At 66.9% G+C, this 19,726-nt stretch carries 19 protein-coding genes; 5 read left to right on the top strand and 14 right to left on the bottom strand.

Annotated features, from left to right (window positions below; translation table 11 throughout):
* Positions 1-239: 239 nt before the first annotated feature.
* From IE00_RS04320 to IE00_RS04310, 3 genes are read right to left on the bottom strand one after another with little or no spacing between them, the layout of a single operon-like run.
* A complete protein-coding gene (locus IE00_RS04320; protein WP_072295842.1) occupies positions 240-638 on the bottom strand; it encodes a (deoxy)nucleoside triphosphate pyrophosphohydrolase in 399 nt (132 codons plus the stop codon).
* The gene (gene argJ / locus IE00_RS04315; RefSeq protein ID WP_072295841.1) at positions 635-1,888 is read right to left on the bottom strand and encodes a bifunctional glutamate N-acetyltransferase/amino-acid acetyltransferase ArgJ; all 1,254 of its coding nucleotides are present in this window, start codon (positions 1,886-1,888) and stop codon (positions 635-637) included. Before argJ ends, IE00_RS04320 begins: the two co-directional genes overlap by 4 nt.
* A complete protein-coding gene (locus tag IE00_RS04310) occupies positions 1,888-2,733 on the bottom strand; it encodes a peptidylprolyl isomerase (RefSeq protein ID WP_072295840.1) in 846 nt (281 codons plus the stop codon). The genes argJ and IE00_RS04310 overlap by 1 nt, the downstream gene beginning before the upstream one ends.
* Before the next feature lie 208 nt (positions 2,734-2,941).
* Here IE00_RS04310 and secA point away from each other — a divergent pair, with 208 nt between their 5' ends.
* Positions 2,942-5,659, top strand: a complete 2,718-nt coding sequence (gene secA, locus IE00_RS04305; RefSeq protein WP_072295839.1) for a preprotein translocase subunit SecA — start codon at positions 2,942-2,944, stop codon at positions 5,657-5,659.
* A 102-nt stretch (positions 5,660-5,761) separates the two neighbouring features.
* Here the strand turns inward: secA and fmt are convergent, their stop codons facing one another.
* From fmt to def (IE00_RS04285), 4 genes are read right to left on the bottom strand one after another with little or no spacing between them, the layout of a single operon-like run.
* Positions 5,762-6,655, bottom strand: coding sequence for a methionyl-tRNA formyltransferase (gene fmt / locus IE00_RS04300; protein ID WP_072295838.1), 894 nt, complete (start codon positions 6,653-6,655; stop codon positions 5,762-5,764).
* Positions 6,656-6,679: 24 nt separating this feature from the next.
* Positions 6,680-7,180 carry a peptide deformylase gene (gene def / locus IE00_RS04295; RefSeq protein WP_072295837.1) on the bottom strand — a complete coding sequence of 167 codons (501 nt, stop codon included), beginning with the start codon at positions 7,178-7,180 and terminating at the stop codon, positions 6,680-6,682.
* Positions 7,177-7,704 (bottom strand): peptide deformylase, encoded by a 528-nt coding sequence (locus IE00_RS04290; RefSeq protein ID WP_139291319.1) that lies wholly within the window; start codon positions 7,702-7,704, stop codon positions 7,177-7,179. The genes def (IE00_RS04295) and IE00_RS04290 overlap by 4 nt, the downstream gene beginning before the upstream one ends.
* Entirely contained in the window at positions 7,697-8,218 is a 522-nt protein-coding gene (def, locus tag IE00_RS04285) for a peptide deformylase (protein WP_240493786.1), read from the bottom strand. Before def (IE00_RS04285) ends, IE00_RS04290 begins: the two co-directional genes overlap by 8 nt.
* Before the next feature lie 80 nt (positions 8,219-8,298).
* Between def (IE00_RS04285) and IE00_RS04280 the strand changes: the two genes are divergently transcribed.
* The 3 genes from IE00_RS04280 (at position 8,299) to IE00_RS04270 (ending at position 11,094) form a co-directional block, all read left to right on the top strand.
* Positions 8,299-9,483 carry a MalY/PatB family protein gene (locus IE00_RS04280; protein WP_072295835.1) on the top strand — a complete coding sequence of 395 codons (1,185 nt, stop codon included), beginning with the start codon at positions 8,299-8,301 and terminating at the stop codon, positions 9,481-9,483.
* A 66-nt stretch (positions 9,484-9,549) separates the two neighbouring features.
* On the top strand, positions 9,550-10,509 hold the full coding sequence (locus tag IE00_RS04275; protein ID WP_072295834.1) for an acetyl-CoA carboxylase carboxyltransferase subunit alpha: 960 nt from the start codon (positions 9,550-9,552) through the stop codon (positions 10,507-10,509).
* 354 nt (positions 10,510-10,863) lie between these two features.
* Positions 10,864-11,094: a hypothetical protein gene (locus IE00_RS04270; protein WP_139291318.1), complete on the top strand. Its 231-nt coding sequence runs from the start codon at positions 10,864-10,866 to the stop codon at positions 11,092-11,094.
* On the opposite strand, the gene IE00_RS04265 is transcribed toward IE00_RS04270, so the two are convergent.
* From IE00_RS04265 to IE00_RS04255, 3 genes are read right to left on the bottom strand one after another with little or no spacing between them, the layout of a single operon-like run.
* Positions 11,095-11,889, bottom strand: a complete 795-nt coding sequence (locus tag IE00_RS04265; protein ID WP_072295832.1) for a 1-acyl-sn-glycerol-3-phosphate acyltransferase — start codon at positions 11,887-11,889, stop codon at positions 11,095-11,097.
* Positions 11,886-12,782, bottom strand: a complete 897-nt coding sequence (locus IE00_RS04260) for an ABC transporter permease (RefSeq protein WP_072295985.1) — start codon at positions 12,780-12,782, stop codon at positions 11,886-11,888. The genes IE00_RS04265 and IE00_RS04260 overlap by 4 nt, the downstream gene beginning before the upstream one ends.
* Before the next feature lie 29 nt (positions 12,783-12,811).
* Positions 12,812-13,486 carry a cell division ATP-binding protein FtsE gene (locus IE00_RS04255; protein WP_072295831.1) on the bottom strand — a complete coding sequence of 225 codons (675 nt, stop codon included), beginning with the start codon at positions 13,484-13,486 and terminating at the stop codon, positions 12,812-12,814.
* Positions 13,487-13,599: 113 nt separating this feature from the next.
* Between IE00_RS04255 and IE00_RS04250 the strand changes: the two genes are divergently transcribed.
* A complete protein-coding gene (locus tag IE00_RS04250) occupies positions 13,600-14,355 on the top strand; it encodes an MJ0042-type zinc finger domain-containing protein (protein ID WP_083554042.1) in 756 nt (251 codons plus the stop codon).
* Between the two features lie 28 nt (positions 14,356-14,383).
* Here the strand turns inward: IE00_RS04250 and IE00_RS04245 are convergent, their stop codons facing one another.
* From IE00_RS04245 to argH, 4 genes are read right to left on the bottom strand one after another with little or no spacing between them, the layout of a single operon-like run.
* Positions 14,384-16,900 (bottom strand): DUF4175 domain-containing protein, encoded by a 2,517-nt coding sequence (locus IE00_RS04245; protein WP_371328422.1) that lies wholly within the window; start codon positions 16,898-16,900, stop codon positions 14,384-14,386.
* Positions 16,891-18,156 (bottom strand): diaminopimelate decarboxylase, encoded by a 1,266-nt coding sequence (gene lysA / locus IE00_RS04240; RefSeq protein ID WP_072295829.1) that lies wholly within the window; start codon positions 18,154-18,156, stop codon positions 16,891-16,893. The genes IE00_RS04245 and lysA overlap by 10 nt, the downstream gene beginning before the upstream one ends.
* The gene (locus IE00_RS20035) at positions 18,156-18,302 is read right to left on the bottom strand and encodes a hypothetical protein (protein ID WP_205949647.1); all 147 of its coding nucleotides are present in this window, start codon (positions 18,300-18,302) and stop codon (positions 18,156-18,158) included. The genes lysA and IE00_RS20035 overlap by 1 nt, the downstream gene beginning before the upstream one ends.
* On the bottom strand, positions 18,299-19,705 hold the full coding sequence (argH, locus tag IE00_RS04235; protein WP_072295828.1) for an argininosuccinate lyase: 1,407 nt from the start codon (positions 19,703-19,705) through the stop codon (positions 18,299-18,301). Before argH ends, IE00_RS20035 begins: the two co-directional genes overlap by 4 nt.
* Positions 19,706-19,726 lie beyond the last annotated feature (21 nt).

The following is a 19,726-nucleotide window of genomic DNA, read 5'->3' as shown; positions in this document are numbered from 1 at the left end:
GGCTTGCCTTCATAGGTGCGGTTTCCCACCCGAACCCGAATGTTGCCGTCTGCGGTCGAACCTTCGAAAAGGCCCTGGATCGAGATGTAGCTTCCAACCGAAATTGTGCGAATCATGTCAATACCTCTTGTGCTCCCAGTCCTCAGAGTAGTCATGAAATGGTTAAAAAAGCGTACACAACATGGTCATCTAAGACTTATTCGGGCAGTTTGACAACTGAAACGTGCGAACAATTGTCATCAAAGCCACATTTGCAACATGGGGATCAGGGGAATGTCGGCTGCGGGCATGGGATAGTCGCGCAGCTTGCCCGCCCGGACCCAGGCCAGCGACTGGCCTTCGCGGGGCTGGACGATGCCCTGCCATCTGCGGCAGGCAAAGACCGGCATCAGCAGATGGAAATCGTCATAGCTGTGGCTGGCGAAGGTCAGGGGCGCCAGGCAGCTGTTCCAGGTCTGGATGCCCAGTTCCTCGTCCAATTCGCGGATCAGGGCGGCTTCGGGGGTTTCACCCGGTTCGACCTTGCCGCCCGGAAATTCCCACAGGCCCGCCATGGGTTTGCCCGGCGGGCGCTGTGCCAGAAGCACGCGCCCGTCGGGGTCGATCAGGGCCACGGCCGAGACCAGGACAGTCTTCACGACCGGTAATCCGCGTTGATGTCGATATAGCCGTGGGTCAGATCGCAGGTCCAGACGGTCCGCGCACCCTGCCCCAGCCCCATGTCGACACCGATCCGCAATTCGGCGTTCCGCATATAGGCGCTGGCCTTGGCCTCGTCGTAATCGGGCGCCCGCCAGCCGTTCTCGGCCAACACCATATCGCCGAAACTGATCCGCAGCCGGTCGCGATCGGCCTGTCCACCCGATTTGCCGATGGCGGCGACGATGCGCCCCCAATTGGCGTCCTGACCGGCGATGGCTGTCTTGACCAGGGGCGAGTTCGCGATGGCCATGCCGATCCTGTGGGCATCGGCATCGTCCACGGCGCCGGTCACGGCGATCTCGACGAATTTTGTGGCACCTTCACCGTCGCGCACGACCAGATGGGCCAGTTCCCGCATCACGTTATGCAAGGCCTTCGTGAAGGCGCGCCCCACATCGCTGTCCAGATCGGTGATGGGTTCGGCCGCGCTGCGCCCCGTCGCGGCCAGGATCAGCGCATCCGAGGTCGATGTGTCGCTGTCCACCGTGATCGCGTTGAAGGTCGCGTCCAGACCGCCGCTCAGCGCCTGCTGCAAGAGAGGCGCAGAGATGGAGGCGTCGGTGAAAAGATAGACCAGCATCGTGGCCATGTCGGGCGCGATCATCCCCGAGCCCTTGGCGATGCCGGCGATCTTGATGTCGCCCCCCTGCCCCGCGACGGTGGCGGATGCACCTTTGGGGAAAGTGTCGGTCGTCATGATGGCGCGGGCGGCATCGGCCACCCCGCCCTTGTCCAGGCCTGCGGCCAGATCGCCGATGACCCCGACGATCCGGTCATGCGGCAGAGGTTCGCCGATCACCCCGGTCGAGGATGAAAACACCCGCCCGATCGGCAGGTCCAGCGCCTGCGCGACGGCGCCGGTGACGGCATCGACCGATTCCTGGCCGCGCGCGCCGGTGAAGGCGTTGGCATTGCCGGAATTGACGATGATGGCCGCACCCGCGCCCATGTCATCGGTCGCGGCCAGCTTGGACTGGCAGTCCAGCACGCAGGCCGCACGGGTCGAGGACCGCGTGAAGGCCCCCGCGACCGAGGCCCCCGGCGCGACGCGGATCAGCGTCACGTCGGTGCGGCCCTGGTATTTCACCCCGGCGGCGGCGCTGGCGAATTCGACGCCCTCGATCACCGGCAGGTCGGGAAAGGCGGCAGGAGCCAGAGGCGAGACCGGAAGACCGGCCTTGCCCATTATTCGGCCTCCAGCAGATCGGTGTTGTTCAGCAGCGCGGGATCGACGCCTTCGGTCTTCTTGATCTCGGCCTCGCCGACCAGACGCTCGATCTCGGCCTCGACCTTTTCACGGCGGATCATCTGCGACAGCTGTTCGCGCACGTCCTCCATCTTGGGGGCCTCGCGCATGCGGGTGTCGTTCAGCTTGATCAGGTGCCAGCCGAACTCGGTCTTGACCGGGTCCGAAACGGCGCCCTTTTCCATGCCCGCGACGGCCTCGCTGAAGGGGGCGACCATCTGGTCGGCGGCGAACCAGCCCAGGTCGCCCTTGTTGGGGCCCGAGGGTCCGGTCGAATGCTGTTCGGCCATCGCGCCGAATTCGGCACCGCCATCCAGTTCGGCCTTGATTTCCTTGGCCTCTTCCTCGGTCTCGACCAGGATATGGGCGGCGTTGAATTCCTTGGTCTCGCCGGTATCGGCGAACATCCTGTCATAGGCCGCCTGCAGTTCCTCGTCGGTCAGCTCGGCCTCGGCGATGTCGGTGACGGCGGCGGTGGCCAGCGCGTTGCGGCGCTGCAATTCGACCTGCGCGCGCACCAGCGCGGTTTCAGTCCCCGAAGCGGCCACGGCGGTCTGGCGGATCAGCTGGTCCAGCATCATGTCCCACAGCGCCTGATCGGGCAGGTTCGCCATGTTGGGGTCCTGCACGGACTGCTTCATGACGATCATCTGGCCCAGGGTGATGTCCTGGCCGCTGACGGTCGCCACGACCGTGTCGGCATCCTGGTCCTGTGCCCATGCGGCAGGGGCGGACAGCATCGGCGCCGCGACAAGGGCGACGGCCAGCAGGTTCGGTCTGAACATGGAAGATCCTTTGCACATCATGGCACGCATCCCCTGTCGGGACCGGGCCAACATTGACAGTCAGGCGGACGGGGCCTACATCCCGAAGCAACTCCGTGGAAGGCACCGCCGCCGCGTTCGTTCCAAACCCTGATACGGCAATGGGGTCGGTGCGGGCAAGTGGGCCGCGGTCACTCGTCTTTCCCAACAACGTGATTGCGAAGGTAACATGCTCGGCATCGGAAATCTGGCAAAGATGGTTTTTGGGACTCCCAACGACCGCATGGTCAAAGGGACGCGCCCGCTGGTGGCGCGCATCAACGCCCTTGAGGACAACTTCAAGGCCCTGAACGATCAGCAGCTGATCGACAAGACCCGCGAATTCCAGGAACGCGTGGCGAAGGGCGAAAGCCTGGACGCCATCCTGCCCGAGGCCTTCGCCAACTGTCGCGAAGGCGCGCGGCGCGCCCTGGGCCTGCGGGCCTTCGACGTGCAGCTGATGGGCGGGATCTTCCTGCATCAGGGCAACATCGCCGAAATGAAGACCGGCGAGGGCAAGACCCTGGTCGCCACCTTCCCGGCCTATCTGAACGCGCTGTCGGGCAAGGGCGTCCATGTCGTCACCGTCAACGACTATCTGGCGCGGCGTGACGCGGAATGGATGTCCAAGGTCTATGCCCAGCTGGGGCTGAGCTGCGGCGTCGTCGTTCCCTTCCAGCCCGAGGATGAAAAGCGCCAGGCCTATGCCGCCGACGTCACCTATGCGACGAACAACGAGCTGGGCTTCGACTATCTGCGCGACAACATGAAGGGCAGCGTGGCCGAGATGGTCCAGCGCGGCCACAATTTCGCCATCGTCGACGAGGTCGACAGCATCCTGATCGACGAGGCGCGCACGCCGCTGATCATCAGCGGCCCGTCGCAGGACCGGTCGGAACTGTACAAGGTCCTGGACGGCTATGTCCCCCTGCTGACCGAGGAACATTTCAAGCTGGACGAAAAGTCCCGCAACGCCACCTTCACCGAGGAAGGCAACGAGTTCCTGGAACAGCGCCTGCAGGCCGATGGCGTCCTGCCCGAGGGGCAGTCGCTTTACGACCCGGAATCGACCACGATCGTCCATCACGTCAACCAGGCCCTGCGCGCGCACAAGCTGTTCCTGAAGGACCAGCACTACATGATCCGCGAAGGCGAGGTCGCGCTGATCGACGAATTCACCGGCCGCATGATGAAGGGCCGCCGCCTGTCGGACGGCCTGCACCAGGCGATCGAGGCCAAGGAAGGCGTCGAGATCCAGCCCGAGAACGTGACCCTGGCGTCGGTCACCTTCCAGAACTACTTCCGCCTTTACGACCGCCTGTCGGGCATGACCGGCACGGCCTCGACCGAGGCCGAGGAATTCGCCGAGATCTACAAGCTGGGCGTCGTCGAGGTTCCAACCAACCGCGGCATCGCGCGTCTGGACGAACATGACCGCGTCTATCGCACGGCGCAGGAAAAATACGCCGCCGTGATCGAGGCGATCAAGGAGGCCCATGCCAAGGGCCAGCCCACCCTGGTCGGCACCACCAGCATCGAGAAATCCGAGATGCTGTCCGAGCTGTTGAAGAAGGACGGCGTGCCCCACAACGTCCTGAACGCCCGCCAGCACGAGGCCGAGGCGCAGATCGTCGCCGACGCCGGCAAGCCCGGCGCGGTGACCATCGCCACGAACATGGCCGGCCGCGGCACCGACATCCAGCTGGGCGGCAATGTCGAGATGAAGGTGATGGAGGCCCTGAAGGCCGATCCCGAAGCCCATCCCGACGAGATGCGCGCCCGTATCGAATCCGAACATGCCGCCGAGAAGGAGGCCGTTCTGGCCGCCGGCGGCTTGTTCGTGCTGGGCACGGAACGTCACGAAAGCCGCCGGATCGACAACCAGCTGCGCGGCCGTTCGGGCCGTCAGGGCGATCCAGGGCGGTCGCTGTTCTTCCTGTCGCTGGACGACGACCTGATGCGGATCTTCGGGTCCGAGCGTCTGGACAAGGTGCTGTCCTCGTTGGGGATGAAGGAAGGCGAGGCGATCGTGCACCCTTGGGTGAACAAGTCGCTGGAACGCGCCCAGGCCAAGGTCGAGGGTCGCAACTTTGACATCCGCAAGCAATTGCTGAAGTTCGACGACGTGATGAACGACCAGCGCAAGGCGATCTTCAGCCAGCGCCGCGAGATCATGGACAGCGAGGAAGTGGGCGAGATCACCGCCGACATGCGCCACCAGGTCATCGACGACCTGGTCGAGGATTTCATGCCCGCCCGCAGCTATGCCGACCAGTGGGACGCCGAAGGCCTGAAGACCGCCGTGCGCGAGCGGTTGAACATGAACCTGCCCGTCATCGAATGGGCAGCCGAGGAAGGCGTCGACCAGGAGACGATGCGCGAGCGCATCGTCGAGGCGACCGACACCTACATGGCCGAGAAGACCGCCGGTTTCGGCCCCGAGAACATGGCCCAGATCGAAAAGCAGGTCCTGTTGCAGATGATCGACCAGAAATGGCGCGAGCACCTGATGACGCTGGATCACCTGCGTTCGGTCGTGGGCTTCCGCGGTTATGCGCAGCGCGATCCGCTGTCGGAATACAAGACCGAGGCCTTCCAGCTGTTCGAAGCCCTGCTGGACGGGCTGCGGTTCGACGTCACGCAGCGGTTGGCGCAGATCCGTCCGCTGACCGATGCCGAGCGCCAGGAGATGCTGAACCAGATGACGGCCCAGCAGAAGGCCGCGCAGGATGACATGACGATGGAGCATGGCGACGAGGATGGCAGCAATGCCAGCCCCGAAACGCCGCTGCCCGCCGCCGAAGGCTTTGACGAGAACGATCCGTCGACTTGGGGGAACCCGGCGCGGAACGACCTGTGCCCCTGTGGTTCGGGCAACAAGTTCAAGCATTGCCACGGCGCCATCTGAGGTGATCGCGGGGCGCGGTTTGCGTCCCGCGACCACGTTCACCCCCTGCGGGCGGGGGCCTTGCCCCCACCGCGCCAGGCGGCGAAGGACCGCGTTGCGGTCCTAGTCGATCCGCGCGGGCAGTTGCCAGCCCCGCAGCAGGTCATCCGCCGCCATCGGCTTTTTCCCCGATCTTTGCGCCGTCAGCACCTGGATGGCACCGTCACCGCAGGCGATGGTGAAACCGGGCAGGACCTGTCCGGGTTCGCCTGACCCCGACGCCAGACGGCTGCGCAGCAGCTTGACCCTTTCGCCGTCGATCTGGCACCAGGCCCCAGGAAAGGGCGAAAGGCCGCGGATCTGGCGATCGACCTGAGATGCGGGCTGCGACCAGTCGATCCGCGCCTCGGACTTGTCGATCTTGGCGGCATAGGTGACGCCGTCTTCGGGCTGGGGTGTGGCCGCCAGGGGCAGCCGGTCCAGCACGTCGAGGATCAGGGTCGCGCCCAGGTCCGACAGGCGGTCATGCAGGTCGGCCGTCGTGTCCTTCGGGCCGATGGGGGTGCGCGTTTCCGCAAGAACCGGACCGGTATCCAGCCCTGCCTCCATCTGCATGATCGCCACGCCCGAGGCCGCGTCGCCTGCCAGGATCGCACGATGGATCGGCGCGGCCCCCCGCCAGCGTGGCAGCAGGGATGCGTGGATGTTCACGCAGCCAAGCCGCGGCGCGTCCAGAACCGCCTGGGGCAGGATCAGCCCATAGGCGACCACGACCGCGACATCGGCCTGATGGGCCGCAAAGCGGTCCTGATCGGCAGGGTCGCGCAGCTTTTCGGGGTGGAACACGGGCAACCCCAGTTCCAGCGCCGTCGCATGGACCGGCGAGGGACGGGGTTTCTGCCCACGTCCGGCTGCCCGCGGGGGCTGGGTATAGACGGCGACGACATCGTGGCGGTCGGCGAGCGCCCGCAAGGCGGGCACCGAGAAATCGGGCGTTCCCATGAAGATCACGCGCATGGCGACGGCCTTTCTGTTGTTGGATCAGCGGCGGGCCAGCTTGGCCGATTTCTGCACCAGCATCTTGCGGCGCAGGGGCGACAGGTGATCGACATACATCCGGCCGTTCAGGTGGTCGATCTGATGCTGGACGCTGGTGGCCCAGAGATTGACGAAATCGCGATCCTCGATCTGGCCCTCCGCGTTCAGGAAACGCACCGTCAGCGCACGGGGGCGGCTGATCGTGGCATGGACGCCGGGCAGGTTCGGGCTGGCCTCGTCATGGTCGCGAAACTTGCCGCTTTGATGCAGAATTTCGGGATTGGCCATGCGGATGGCCTGACCGCGCGCCTCGGATGCATCCACCACGGCCAGGCGCAGCATGACGCCGATCTGCGGCGCGGCCAGACCCACCCCCGGCATCGCGTTCATGGTGTCGATCATGTCGTCCCAGATGGCGCGGACATCGTCGGTGATCGCCTCGACGGGATCGGCCGCGCGGTGCAGGCGGGGGTCGGCATAGGGCAGGAAGGGTCGAACGGTCATGCGGTGTCGGGGTCCTTGAGGATCAGGCGGCCGTCCAGATGGTCGGCCTCGTGCTGGGCGATCCGGGCGGCCTCGCCCGACATCTGGCGCATCCGGTGGCGGCCCTGCAGGTCGTACCACCCAAGGGTGATGGACAGGGACCGGGTCACGGACAGGGGCCTGTCGGGAATGGACAGGCAGGTTTCGACCGCGCTGTCGGTTTCATCGCTGCGCCACAGGATTTCCGGGTCCAGCATGACCAGCGGGTCGGGTTGGCCCGTCTTCCACCCGGCATCCATCACGAAGATGCGCCGCGACACGCCGATCTGGGGGGCGGCCAGGCCGCGCCCCCGGGCCGCGTACATGGTGGCCAGCATGTCGGCGGCCAGCGTCAGGATGTCGGGCTGGGCCAGATAGCCGGCGTCGTCGCAGCAGGTGAACAGGACCGGATCGGGGTAGAGCAGGATGGGACGCACCTTCCCCGCTGCCAGATCGCCTGCCAAGGCAGGTGGGATCGGCGATGCGGGGATGGGTTTATCAGCCACGGGCCTGCTCTCTTTTGAACTTGACCATCTTGCGGGTGATCATCTGGCGCTTGATGGCCGACAGGTGGTCGATGAACAGGATGCCATCCAGATGGTCCAGCTCGTGTTGCGCGCAGGTGGCCCAAAGCCCGTCGAATTCCTGGTCATGCGTCTTGCCGTCCAGGCCCAGCCATTCCATCCGCAATTCGGCCGGGCGGGTGACGTCGGCATATTGGTCGGGGATGGAAAGGCAGCCCTCGTCATAGGTGTTCAGCGCCTCGGACGTCCAGGTGATCTGCGGATTGACCATGACGATGGGCGCGCGTTCGGCCTCGGGGTCGCGGGTGGCGTCCATCACGAAGATGCGGGCGCCCACGCCGATCTGCGGCGCGGCCAGGCCGATGCCGGGCGCGTCATACATGGTGGCCAGCATGTCGGCGGCGAGGGTCTCGATCTCGGGCGTGATGCGCGCGATCGGTTCGGCCACCTTCTTCAGGCGGGGATCGGGATGGATCAGGATGGTTCTCAGGCTCATGCTTCGCGATTTAGGGCATGACTTCACCATAAGCAACAACAGGCGTATGCAGTGTGAAACGCGAAAATCACGAGGATCCCATGAGCCAGCCCGATTTCGACCAGATCATCGACCGCAAGGGGACGCATTGCAGCAAGTGGGACGACATGCAGGCGGCCTATGGCGTGGACCCCGATGACGGGTTGGCGATGTGGGTGGCGGACATGGATTTTCGCCCGCCCCAGGCGGTGCAGGACGCGGTCGAGACGGTCGCGGCGCATGGCATCTATGGCTATCCGGGCGCGCATCGGCCCTATCTGGAGGCGATCTGCTGGTGGATGGAACACCGCCACGGCTGGCAGATCCGGTCCGAATGGGTGCTGACCTGCGCGGGTCTGGTCAATGCGGTGGGCATGGCGCTGAACGCCTTCACAGCCAAGGGCGACGGGGTGATCGTGATGTCGCCCGTCTATCACGCCTTCGCCCGCATCATCCGCGCCCAGGGCCGCGATCTGGTGGAACTGCCGCTGGCCCTGCAGGACGGCCAGTACCGCATGGACTGGGACGCGTGGGAACCGATGCTGAAGGGCCATGAAAAGCTGCTGATCCTCTGTTCGCCCCATAATCCCGGCGGCCGCGTCTGGTCCGAGGACGAGTTGCGCCAGGTCGCCGATTTCTGCAGGCGCCACGACCTGATCCTGGTGTCCGATGACATCCATTGCGACCTTGTCATGCCGGGCAGCCCCCGCCACCGGATGATGGCCACCGTCGCCCCCGACATCGCGGACCGGCTGATCACGCTGACGGCGGCCACCAAGACCTTCAACATCGCGGGCGCCCATATCGGCAATGCGATCATCGCCGACCCGGACCTGCGCGCGCGGTTCAAGGGCGCGCTGATGGCGGCGGGGATTTCGCCGGGGATCTTCGGGATGGATATGGTGGCGGCGGCCTATTCGCCGCAGGGCGCGGCCTGGGTCGACGCGCTGGTCGAATATCTGGACGGCAACCGCCGGATCTTCGACGCGGGCGTGAATGCCATTCCGGGGCTGAAATCCATGCCGCTGCAGGCCACCTATCTGTCCTGGGTCGATTGTTCGGGCACCGGCATGACGCCAGACGAATTCACCGCCCGCGTCCAGGACGGCGCCAGGATCGCCGCCAATCACGGCGCGACCTTCGGGACCGGTGGGCAGGATTATCTGCGCTTCAACATCGCCACGCCGCGCGCCCTGGTCGAACAAGCGGTCCGGCGCCTGCAGGATGCCTTTGCCGATCTGCAATAGGGCCGCGTTGCAACCGCCCGCGACCCCGCATATACAGCCCGAAACCGAACGCCCGGAGCATCACCCATGGTCTATCTGGATTTCGAAAAGCCGCTTGCCGACATCGAGGGCAAGGCCGAGGAACTTCGCGCGATGGCCCGCAAGGGCGATGGCGTCGACGTTGAAAAGGAGGCCGCCGCCCTGGACAAGAAGGCCGGCGATCTTCTGAAAGAGATGTATCGCAACCTGACGCCGTGGCGGAAGACCCAGGTCGCGCGCCATCCCGACCGTCCCCATTGCAGCCAGTATATCGAGGCGCTGTTCACCGACTACACCCCGCTGGCGGGCGACAGGGCCTTTGGCGACGACCATGCGGTGATGGGCGGCCTTGCGCGGTTCAACGACGCGCCTTGCGTGGTGATCGGCCATGAAAAGGGCAACGACACCAAGTCGCGCATCCACCACAATTTCGGCATGGCCCGCCCCGAAGGCTATCGCAAGGCGATCCGCCTGATGGACATGGCGCACCGCTTCGGCCTGCCGGTCATCACGCTGGTCGACACGCCCGGCGCCTATCCCGGCAAGGGCGCCGAGGAGCGCGGCCAAAGCGAGGCGATCGCGCGCTGCACCATGAAATGCCTGGAAATCGGCGTGCCGCTGGTCAGCGTCGTCATCGGCGAAGGCGGATCGGGCGGGGCCGTGGCCTTTGCCACCGCGAACCGGATCGCCATGCTGGAACACTCGATCTATTCGGTGATCTCGCCAGAAGGCTGTGCCTCGATCCTGTGGAAGGACAGCGACAAGATGCGTGATGCGGCCGAGGCGCTGCGCCTGACCGCGCAGGACCTGAAGAAGCTGGACGTCATCGACCGCATCATCGCCGAGCCGATGGGCGGCGCGCAGCGTCAGCCCGCCGAGGCCATCGCCAAGGTCGGCGCGGAAATCGCCGCGATGCTGGAGGATCTGTCCGGCAAATCCCCGGCCGAACTGATCGCCGACCGCCGGCAGAAATTCCTGACCATGGGCGCGCATTCCCTGGCCGCCTGATCCACACGACATTGTGACCCAAACGCCACAGCCGCCCCCTTTGGGCGGCTGCCGGCATTTGCGCACTTGCGCGCCGTGCAGGGAATCGGGCAGCCTCCGCCTTGCCCGTATCATGAATCAACGAAGGAGGGGCCGCACATATGACCGATGTCACCAAAGCCGCCCAGCCCATGCATGATGGCCGCCAGTCGCGACGAAATCCGCTGCTGACCGCCTGAACAGGCATTTTCCGACCGATGCCCTGACCTGACCGACCGCCTTCGCGCGGCCTGTCCGCACGGCATCATTCCATCCTCAACCAACCCGTTTTCCGGTCGTGGCACAGCCATGTCCGGCTTGCAAAGGACTGCAATGATGATTGCCCAGATGACGCCGCAGGCCCCTGCCCTGCGTCCCGCCCTGCATCGCCTGATCGCACGTCACGGTGCGGCGGCGGTGACATTCGCCCTGTTCCGGGCGCTGCTGATCAGACGGCGGAAAAGACCGCGGCCGCCCGACGCCTATCGCCTCAGCCCGCATATGCGGCGCGACATAGGGCTCCCTCCGGCAGGGCCCCATGTCCCGAAATATTACGAATTGCGCTGATCAGGGGCGGGCGGCATCACTGTCGCCCGCCGCCGGCGCCAGGATCAGCCCCGCTTCGGCCATCAACCGGTCCGAGGCGGTTTCGACCTGGCGTTCCAGCCGCGGCATGAAATCGGCCTGCGGCTGGTCGGGATCGATGACGGGCAGGAACTCGACCACGGCACGACCGCCGCGGATGCCCCAACCGCTGCGCGGCCAGAACAGGCCCGCATTCACCGCGACCGGCACCACCGGCAGCCCGGTCCCCGCCCGCAATGTCGCCACCCCGTGCTTGTAGGGTTTGCGCTGCCCCGGCAGTGTGCGCGTGCCTTCGGGATAGATGATCAGCTGTCCGACGCCGCCATCCTGCATGCGCGCCTTGACCTCGGTCGACATGATGCCCATCGCGTCGCGCCCGCGGCCACGGTCGATGGGGATGCAGCCGACCTTCCACGCATACCAGCCCATGACGGGAACGCGCATCACCTCGCGCTTCATGATGAAGGCGCGGCGGGGCACGGCATGGGCGATGACCAGGATGTCCCAGAAGCTTTGATGCTTGGCGGCGATGATGCAATCGCCCGTGGGCGGCGTGCCGCGGATTTCGCAGGTCAGGCCCAGATGCAGGCGCGCGGCCCAGATCATATAGCCGATCCAGCGCGTCGCCACCCGGTTCGCGCCCGCCCGCCCGTGCCGCATCTGCGGCAGGCCGAACAGCCCGATCACCACCGTCGCCAGCGCGACATGCAGATAGAACAAAACGTTCTGGACATATTGCCAAGGCCCGAGGGGCGCGGGGGTGGCGCGGGTCGTCAACGGACAGCCTCCAGCATGTTCAGCGCGGCCCAACGGGTGGCCAGAAAGCCCACCGCCGCCGCGACCAGCGGAATGGAGAGCGGCATCAGCCAGTCCCACCCCTGAAACCCTAGCCCGGTCAGAAAGCCGCCCGCCGCGCTGGCATCGGGCAGGATCGAGACCGCCCCCACGCCCAGCACCGTGCCGATGGCCGATCCGATCGCGGCCCGCCGGGTAAAGCGGCGCACGAAGGCCGTGGCGATGGTCAGGTCGCGCGCGCCGATCAGGCGCAGGACGCGGATGACCTGCCCATTGGCCGCCAGCGCCGCCTTGGCCGCCAGCGTGATCATGGCCGCCGAGGCCGCCGTGATCAGCAGCAGCGACACGATCCCCAGCATCCGCAGGCGATTGGCCGCAGAGACCAGCGGCCTGCGCCATTCGGTGTGATCGTCCAGGATCGCGCCCGGCACCTCGGCCTCCAGCCGCAGGCGCAGGCCCTCGGCGTCGAAATCATCGCCCCGGATCGGCAGGTCGATCAGCGCGGGCACCGGCAGGGCGTCGACCGGCATGTCGGGCCCGAACCAGGGTTCCAGCAGCGTGGCCAGTTCATCTTGCGGCAGCTGGCGCGGCTCTCCGGTGCCGGGGGTGGTGCGCAGCAGCTGGAGGGCGGTCTGGACCTGACCCTCCTGCTGGTCGGCGGGGGCGCTGATGCGCACCGTGACCGAACCCGCAAGCTGGGTGGACCAGTGATCGGCCAGCCGCCCCGTCGCCAGCGCCAGGGCCAGCGCGAAGACCGCCAGAAAGGCCATCGCCCCTGCGGAAAACAGCGTCAGTTGGGCGGTAAAGCCGGTCGGCGGCACGATGCGGTCGCCCTTGCCGCCTTCGTCGCGCAACAATCCCCTGCCAAGGGTCATCAGGTTCAGTGCCAAGCTTTTGCCCCGTTTCACAGATCCGCCCCCGCCAGCTGAAGGTTCCCGCCCGAGATCCGCAGGACCCGCGCCGTCACCTGCGCCTTGGTGGCACGGATCAGGTTCAGGTCATGGGTCGCCACCAGCACGGTCTTGCCGGATTTGTTCAGTTCGATCAGCAGCTGCATCAGGCGCATGGACATGTCCCAATCCAGGTTGCCGGTCGGTTCATCGGCCAGGATCAGGTCCGGCGACAGGATCACCGCCCGCGCCAGGGCCGCGCGCTGGCGTTCGCCGCCCGACAGTGACGGCGGCAGGGCCCGCGCGTGCTGCGACAGCTGCACCCAACCCAAGAGGTCGCGCAGGGCGTCCATATCCACGGGTTCATGCGCCACGCTCAGCGGCAGGGCGACGTTTTCCGCGACGGGCAGATGGTCCAGGAACTGGGGTTCCTGATGCACCACGCCCACCCGCCGGCGCAGGTCCGCGATATCGTCGCGCGACAGGTCGCGCATCTCGTGGCCGAAGGCCGTCATCTGGCCCGCCGTCGGCAGCAGGTCGGCATAGCACAGACGCAGCAGCGTCGTCTTGCCCGATCCCGACGGCCCCGTCAGGAAATGGAACATCCCCGGCTGCAGACTGAGCGTCATCCCCGACAGCAGCTCGGCCCTGCCGTGATAGCCGAACCCGACATCCCGCATCTCGATCAAGCGCCACCTCTTTTCCGTTTCAGCCCGTCTTGCGCGGGGCATTTGCATCCGGCGCGTCTTGGAAGCCGGACCTGCGCTTGATAGAACAGCCACAAGACGAATGCGAGGGTGGCATGGCTGAATTTAGGTTGAACTGTCCGGGCTGCGGCGCGGAATATGTCGTGCCGCAGGACGCGATCCCCGCCGCCGGTCGCGAGGTCGAGTGCAGCCGCTGCGAACGCGTCTGGCAGGCGCAGCGGCCCAAGGACCCTTCGCGCCCGCTGGACCTGGCCCATTTCACCGCCCCCTCGGCCCGGGATGACGATGATGCTGCAGCGCCCCCGCCCCTGCGCCCGGCCAGCAAGCGGCTGTCGCCCGACATCCTGGACATCCTGCGCGACGAGGTCGAACACGAACGCCGCCTGCGCGAGGCCGAAGGCGACCCCGACGCCCCCCGCCCGGCCATGCCCGCCGGTGGCATGACCGACAACGACTGGCCCGCGACCACGGTGACGATGCCGGCGCAGGACGCCACGCCGTCCGGGGGTCGCCCGACCACGCAGACGGTCATCCGACACTTGCCGCCGCGTCCCCCGGCGGCCCAGCCCAAGCCCGCCCCGCAGCGTCCTCGTCCCGCCGCGCAGCCAGCGGTGCCGGAACCTGTGGCGGTGGCCCCCGTCGATGATGCTGCGCCGCAACCGGGCACGCGGCGGGGATACGGAACGGGCTTCGGCATCTCGATGCTAGTGACGGCGGCGCTGCTGGCGCTGTACATGGCGACGCCGATGATGGCCGCCAAGGGCCTGCCGATGGCCGATCAGCTGACCGGATTGCGGGCCGAGGTCGATCAGGCCCGCCAATGGCTGTCGGCCACGCTGATCGACCGCTGAACGGCCCGCCCCGGAGAAAGGGCCGGTTTCAGAACTGGTCGCCAAGCCGGTCCAGATAATCCAGCTCGGATGCCGAGCGGCCGGGATCGCCCATGCGGCGCCGGATCTCGTCCAGCAGATCGCGGGCCCGGGCGGCAGGGTTGGTGCCAAGCCCGCCTTCGCTGTCACCGGTGATCTGGTTGGTGCCGGTGGGCTGCTGACGCCCTAGGGGATCGGTGCCGGGATTGCCGCTGGCCTGGCCGCTGCCATCGGCGCCGCCGGTCTGCCCTTCCTGGCCATCCTGACCGCGCTGACCCTGCTGCCCCTGTTCGGCCAGCATGTCGCCCATGGATTGCATCCCTTCGCGCATGGATTGGATCGCGTCGGCCTGGCGCTGCATGGCGCGCCCGGTATCGCCCTCGCGCAGGGCCTGTTCCGCATCTTCCATCGCACGGCCGGCATCGTCCAACCGGTCGCGGGCCTGATCCCCGCGTTCTGACCCCTGCCCCGGCAGCAGGCCGCGCTGCTGGTCCAGATCCTCGCGCAGCGCCTGCTGGCGGTCGGCCAGATCGCCGGTGTCGCCCTGCTGGCCGTCGCGGAACTGGCGCTGCGCCTCGCGGAAGGCTTCGTCCGACAGCTGCTGCTGGTCGCGCAGCGTGTCGGCCAGCCGGTTCATCGGCTGGCTGCCCTGCGATCCTTCGCCCTGCTGACCCTGCTGACCCTGGGATTGGCGCACCTGCAGGTTTTCCATCATGCGGTTGAACTGTTCCAGCAGCTGCTCGGCTTCGGCCATGCGGCCTTCGTTCATCAGGCGCTGGATCTCCTCCATCATCTGCTGGATCTGGTCGCCGGTGATCTCTTGGCCCTGTTCCTGGCCCTGGTCGGGGCTGTCGGCCTGGGGCGCTTCGCTCTGTTCGGCCAGCATGCGGGTGTAATCGTCGGTGGCTTCGCGCAGCTGGTCCATCAGCTGCTGGATCTCGTCGGGGCTGGCACCGTTGCGGATGGCCTCGGACAGCTTTTCCCGCGCGTCGCGCATCGCCTGCAGCGCATCCGACAGCCCGCCATCCTCCAGCTGGACGGCTGCGTCCCACAGGGCCTCGGCCAGACGGTCGCGGGCGTCGGTCCCGAAATCGGGCCCCTCCAGCAGCGCGACCGAGGCCCGGAGTTCCCGGTAAAGCTCACCCTCGACAAAGCCCTCGGGCTGCCAGGTCAGGGCGCGCAGGATCTCGGCGCTGCGGGGGGCGTTGGCCTTGGCCCACAACAGGTCGCGCCGCATCTCGATCAAGGCGGCGGCCAGCGGATTGAAAAAGCGCCGCCCCGGCAGGACGGTGGCGCGCGGATCGGATTGGCCGACCTGCTGGATGCCGTCGGTGGCGCGCAGCGTCAGGCTGACCGGCAGGTTCGCCCAAGGGTGACGCGACAGATCCTCGACCAGCTGGCCCTGCACATCCTTGCGGTCGCGGGACGGCAAAGGCAGGTCCAGCCGGATCGGGTCGCGCGGGTCGGGATCGGCGGCCAGGCCAAAGCGGCGGTCCAGCTGGGCCATGTCCAACGCGATCACGGCTTCGGCGTCCGCCAGGCCATGATCGTCGCTGGCGGTGAAATCCTGCATCATCCGGCCATCGGCCCGCCGTGCGGCGGCCTCTCCGGGGGTGATCCGGGGCGCAAGGTCAGGCAGCACGGTGATGGCAAAGCGCCGGTCCAGGATCTGGACATGGCCCGACTGTTCGGCCCGGATGACCATTTCCTGCGGATCATCGCCCTGCAGCGCGCCGATATCCTGTTCGACGGCCTTGTCGTCCCCGTACAGCCGGACCTGTACCAGGCTGCCCTTGGGCAGTTCCAACGCATCGCCCTGCAGGGCATTCAGATAGATGGTCGGGCGTCGGGTATAGGCGGGCGGTTCGGCCCATCCTTCCCATGCCGGACCGGTATCGGCGGCCGATTGCGGCATCATGCGGGGGGCGACGGTCGCGGCGATGGCGCCGATCCCCTGCCCCACCTGCCCGATGCCGCCAAAGATCAGCGCCATGACCAGGGCCACCAGCGCAGCAAGGCGCAACGCCAACGGGTCGCGCCGCGCCAGGCCCGCATCGGGGCGCACCGGCCGCGCGGCCTGCGCCGCCTGCCGCATCTGTCGGATATGGGCATCCCACAGCGCGCCCTCGCCGCCGATGGCGGCCCGGTCGGCCAGGGCGCTCAGCGGGCGGCCCGGCAGGGTGCGGTCCAGCCGCAGCAACGCCTCGGCGGGGCGGACCCGGCGCAACCGGACGCCGCCAAGGATCGCGGCACCGATGACGGCCAGCAGCCACAGCCCCGCGACCCAAGGCAGCAGGATGGCAGGCATGACCTGCGCCACCCCGAAGGCCAGCGCCGCAAACCCCACGGCCAGCAGCACCGCCAGCGGCCAGAAGGCCGCAATGACCCGTTCCCAGATCATCCCCCACCGCGTCAACGCCAAGGCGCGTGCGACGGGCCTGCTGAGCCCTGCCGACATATCGTCGGTGGCCCGGGGGCAGCTGGCCCCCGGCGTTTCGGTTTCGTGCTGTCGCCCGGTCAAAGCCATTCCGGGATGCTATCCCGGGCCAGCATTTCCTCAAACGTCGGACGTGCGCGGATGACGGCGAAGTGATCCCCGCTGACCAGAACCTCGGGGACCAGGGGCCGGGAATTGTATTCCGAGGCCATCACGGCCCCATAGGCCCCCGCCGACCGGAAGGCGACCAGATCGCCTGCCGCCATGTCGGGCAGCTGCGCGCCCTTCTGGAAGGTGTCGCCCGATTCGCAGACCGGTCCCACAACGTCGAAGGATTGCACGGCTGCCGCCACGGCTGGTTCGACCACCGGTACGATGTCGTGATGCGCGCCATACATCGCCGGACGCAGCAGGTCGTTCATGGCGGCGTCCACGATCAGGAAATCGCGATCCTCGCCATTCTTGACATAGATGACCTGGCTCAGCAGCACGCCCGCATTGCCGACGATGTTGCGGCCCGGCTCGATCTCGATCTCGCAGCCCAGATCGCCGACGGTGTCGCGGATCACCTGCCCGTATTCCAGCGGCAAGGGCGGCGCGTTGTTGTCGCGGCGATAGGGGATGCCCAGGCCGCCGCCCAGATCCAGGCGCGTGATCACATGCCCGTCCTCGCGCAGCGCACGGGTCAGTTCGGCCACCTTCAGATAGGCGGCGCGGAACGGCTCCAGATCGGTCAGCTGGCTGCCGATATGCACATCGACGCCTACCACCTGAAGACCCGGCAGGGTGGCCGCCTCGGCATAGACGTCGCGGGCGCGGGCGATGGGGATGCCGAACTTGTTTTCCGACTTGCCGGTGGCGATCTTTTCATGGGTCTTGGCATCGACATCGGGATTGACCCGGATGGCGATGGGCACGGTCGCGCCCAGACCATAGGCCACGCGCGACAACACGCGCATCTCGGGTTCGGATTCGACGTTGAACTGGCGGATGCCGCCGCGGATGGCCAAGGCCATCTCGGCCTCGGTCTTGCCGACGCCGGAAAAGACGATGCGGTCACCCGGCACCCCCGCCGCCTTGGCGCGCAGGTATTCCCCGCCCGACACCACGTCCATGCCCGCGCCCAGATCGCCCATCAGCTTCAGCACGGCCAGATTGCTGTTCGACTTGACCGCAAAGCAGACCAGGTGATCGGTCCAGTCCAGGGCCTGCCGGAACAGGGTGAAATGCCGTGTCAGGGTGGCCGCGGAATAGACATAGACGGGCGATCCGACCTGATCGGCGATGCGCGACAGGGGGACGTCCTCGGCGTGCAATTCGCCGTGCTGATACTTGAAATGGTCCATTACATCTGCGCCAGCACACCGACACGGGCATCGCCGCTGATGGTGACATTGCCTTGGGCAGGCTTTTGCACGGGACGCTCGGGCGCGCCGTCGACGCCGCAGGCGGCCAGCGCCAGAACGGCCAACAGGGACAGGCGGATCATCATGCCAGTTTCTCCTTCCAGCGGGCGATCTGCGCGCGGACCTGGTCGGGCGCCGTCCCGCCATAGCTTTGCCGCGAGGCGACCGAGTTGTGAACCCCCAGCACGCCGAACACGTCCTTGGTGATGTCGGCATGGACCGATTGCATGTCGGCCAGCGTCAGGTCGGGCAGGTCGATCCCCTTGCCCTCGGCCATGGCGACCAGCGATCCGGTGACGTGATGGGCATCGCGGAAGGGCAGGCCCAGTTCGCGCACCAGCCAGTCGGCCAGATCGGTCGCGGTGGAAAAGCCCGTTGCCGCGGCCGCTTCCAGATTGGCGGTGTTCGCGGTCAGGTCGGCCAGCATTCCCGACATGGCGGCCAGGGCCAGCATCAGGTGGTCGGCGGCGTCGAAGACCTGTTCCTTGTCCTCCTGCATGTCCTTGGAATAGGCCAAGGGCAGGCCCTTCATCACCGTGAACAGCGCCACCGTCGCCCCCAGGATGCGCCCGATCTTGGCGCGGATCAGTTCGGCCGCGTCGGGGTTGCGCTTTTGCGGCATGATCGAGGATCCGGTCGACCACTTGTCCGACATCGACACGAAGCGGAACTGGGCGGATGACCAGATCACCAGCTCCTCGGCCAGGCGCGACAGGTGGACGGCGCAGATGCTGGCCGCCGACAGGAACTCCAGCGCGAAATCGCGGTCGCTGACGGCGTCCAGGCTGTTGGCCATGGGGCGGTCGAAGCCCAAGGCCTGCGCGGTGGCATGGCGGTCGATCGGATATCCGGTCCCGGCCAGCGCGGCGGCCCCCAGGGGCGATTCGTTCATGCGGGCGCGCGCGTCCTGGAACCGCGACAGGTCGCGGCCGAACATCTCGACATAGGCCATCATGTGATGGCCCCAGGTCACCGGCTGCGCGGTCTGCAGATGGGTAAAGCCCGGCATGACCCAATCGGCACCGGCCTCGGCCTGGCTCATGGCGGACCCGATCAGGGCGCGCAGGCCGCTGATGGCGGCGTCGCACTGGTCGCGGACCCACAGACGGAAATCGGTGGCGACCTGGTCGTTGCGGGACCGGCCCGTGTGCAGGCGCCCCGCCGGTTCGCCGATGATTTCCTTCAGCCGTGCCTCGACATTCATGTGGATGTCTTCCAGCGCGGTCTTGAAGGGGAAATCTCCGGCCTCGATCTCTGACAAGACGGTGAGCAGGCCTTCCCTGATGGCGCCCGCATCGTTATCGCTGATGATGCCTTGGGCTGCCAGCATGGCAGCATGGGCCCGGCTGCCCGCGATATCCTGGGCGTAGAGCCGTCGGTCGAAACCGATCGAGGCGTTGATCGCCTCCATGATCGCATCGGGACCGGCGGCAAAGCGCCCGCCCCACATGCTGTTGGCGGCATCAGTGCTGTCGGGCCGGTCGGTCATATGTCAGTCCTTCGGAGGTCA

Source organism: Paracoccus sp. SM22M-07, assembly GCF_001887735.1.
In the GTDB taxonomy this organism is placed as follows: Bacteria; Pseudomonadota; Alphaproteobacteria; order Rhodobacterales; family Rhodobacteraceae; genus Paracoccus.
The sequence above is the reverse complement of the archived record's forward strand: the minus strand, read 5'-3'. Positions and strand labels throughout refer to the sequence as shown.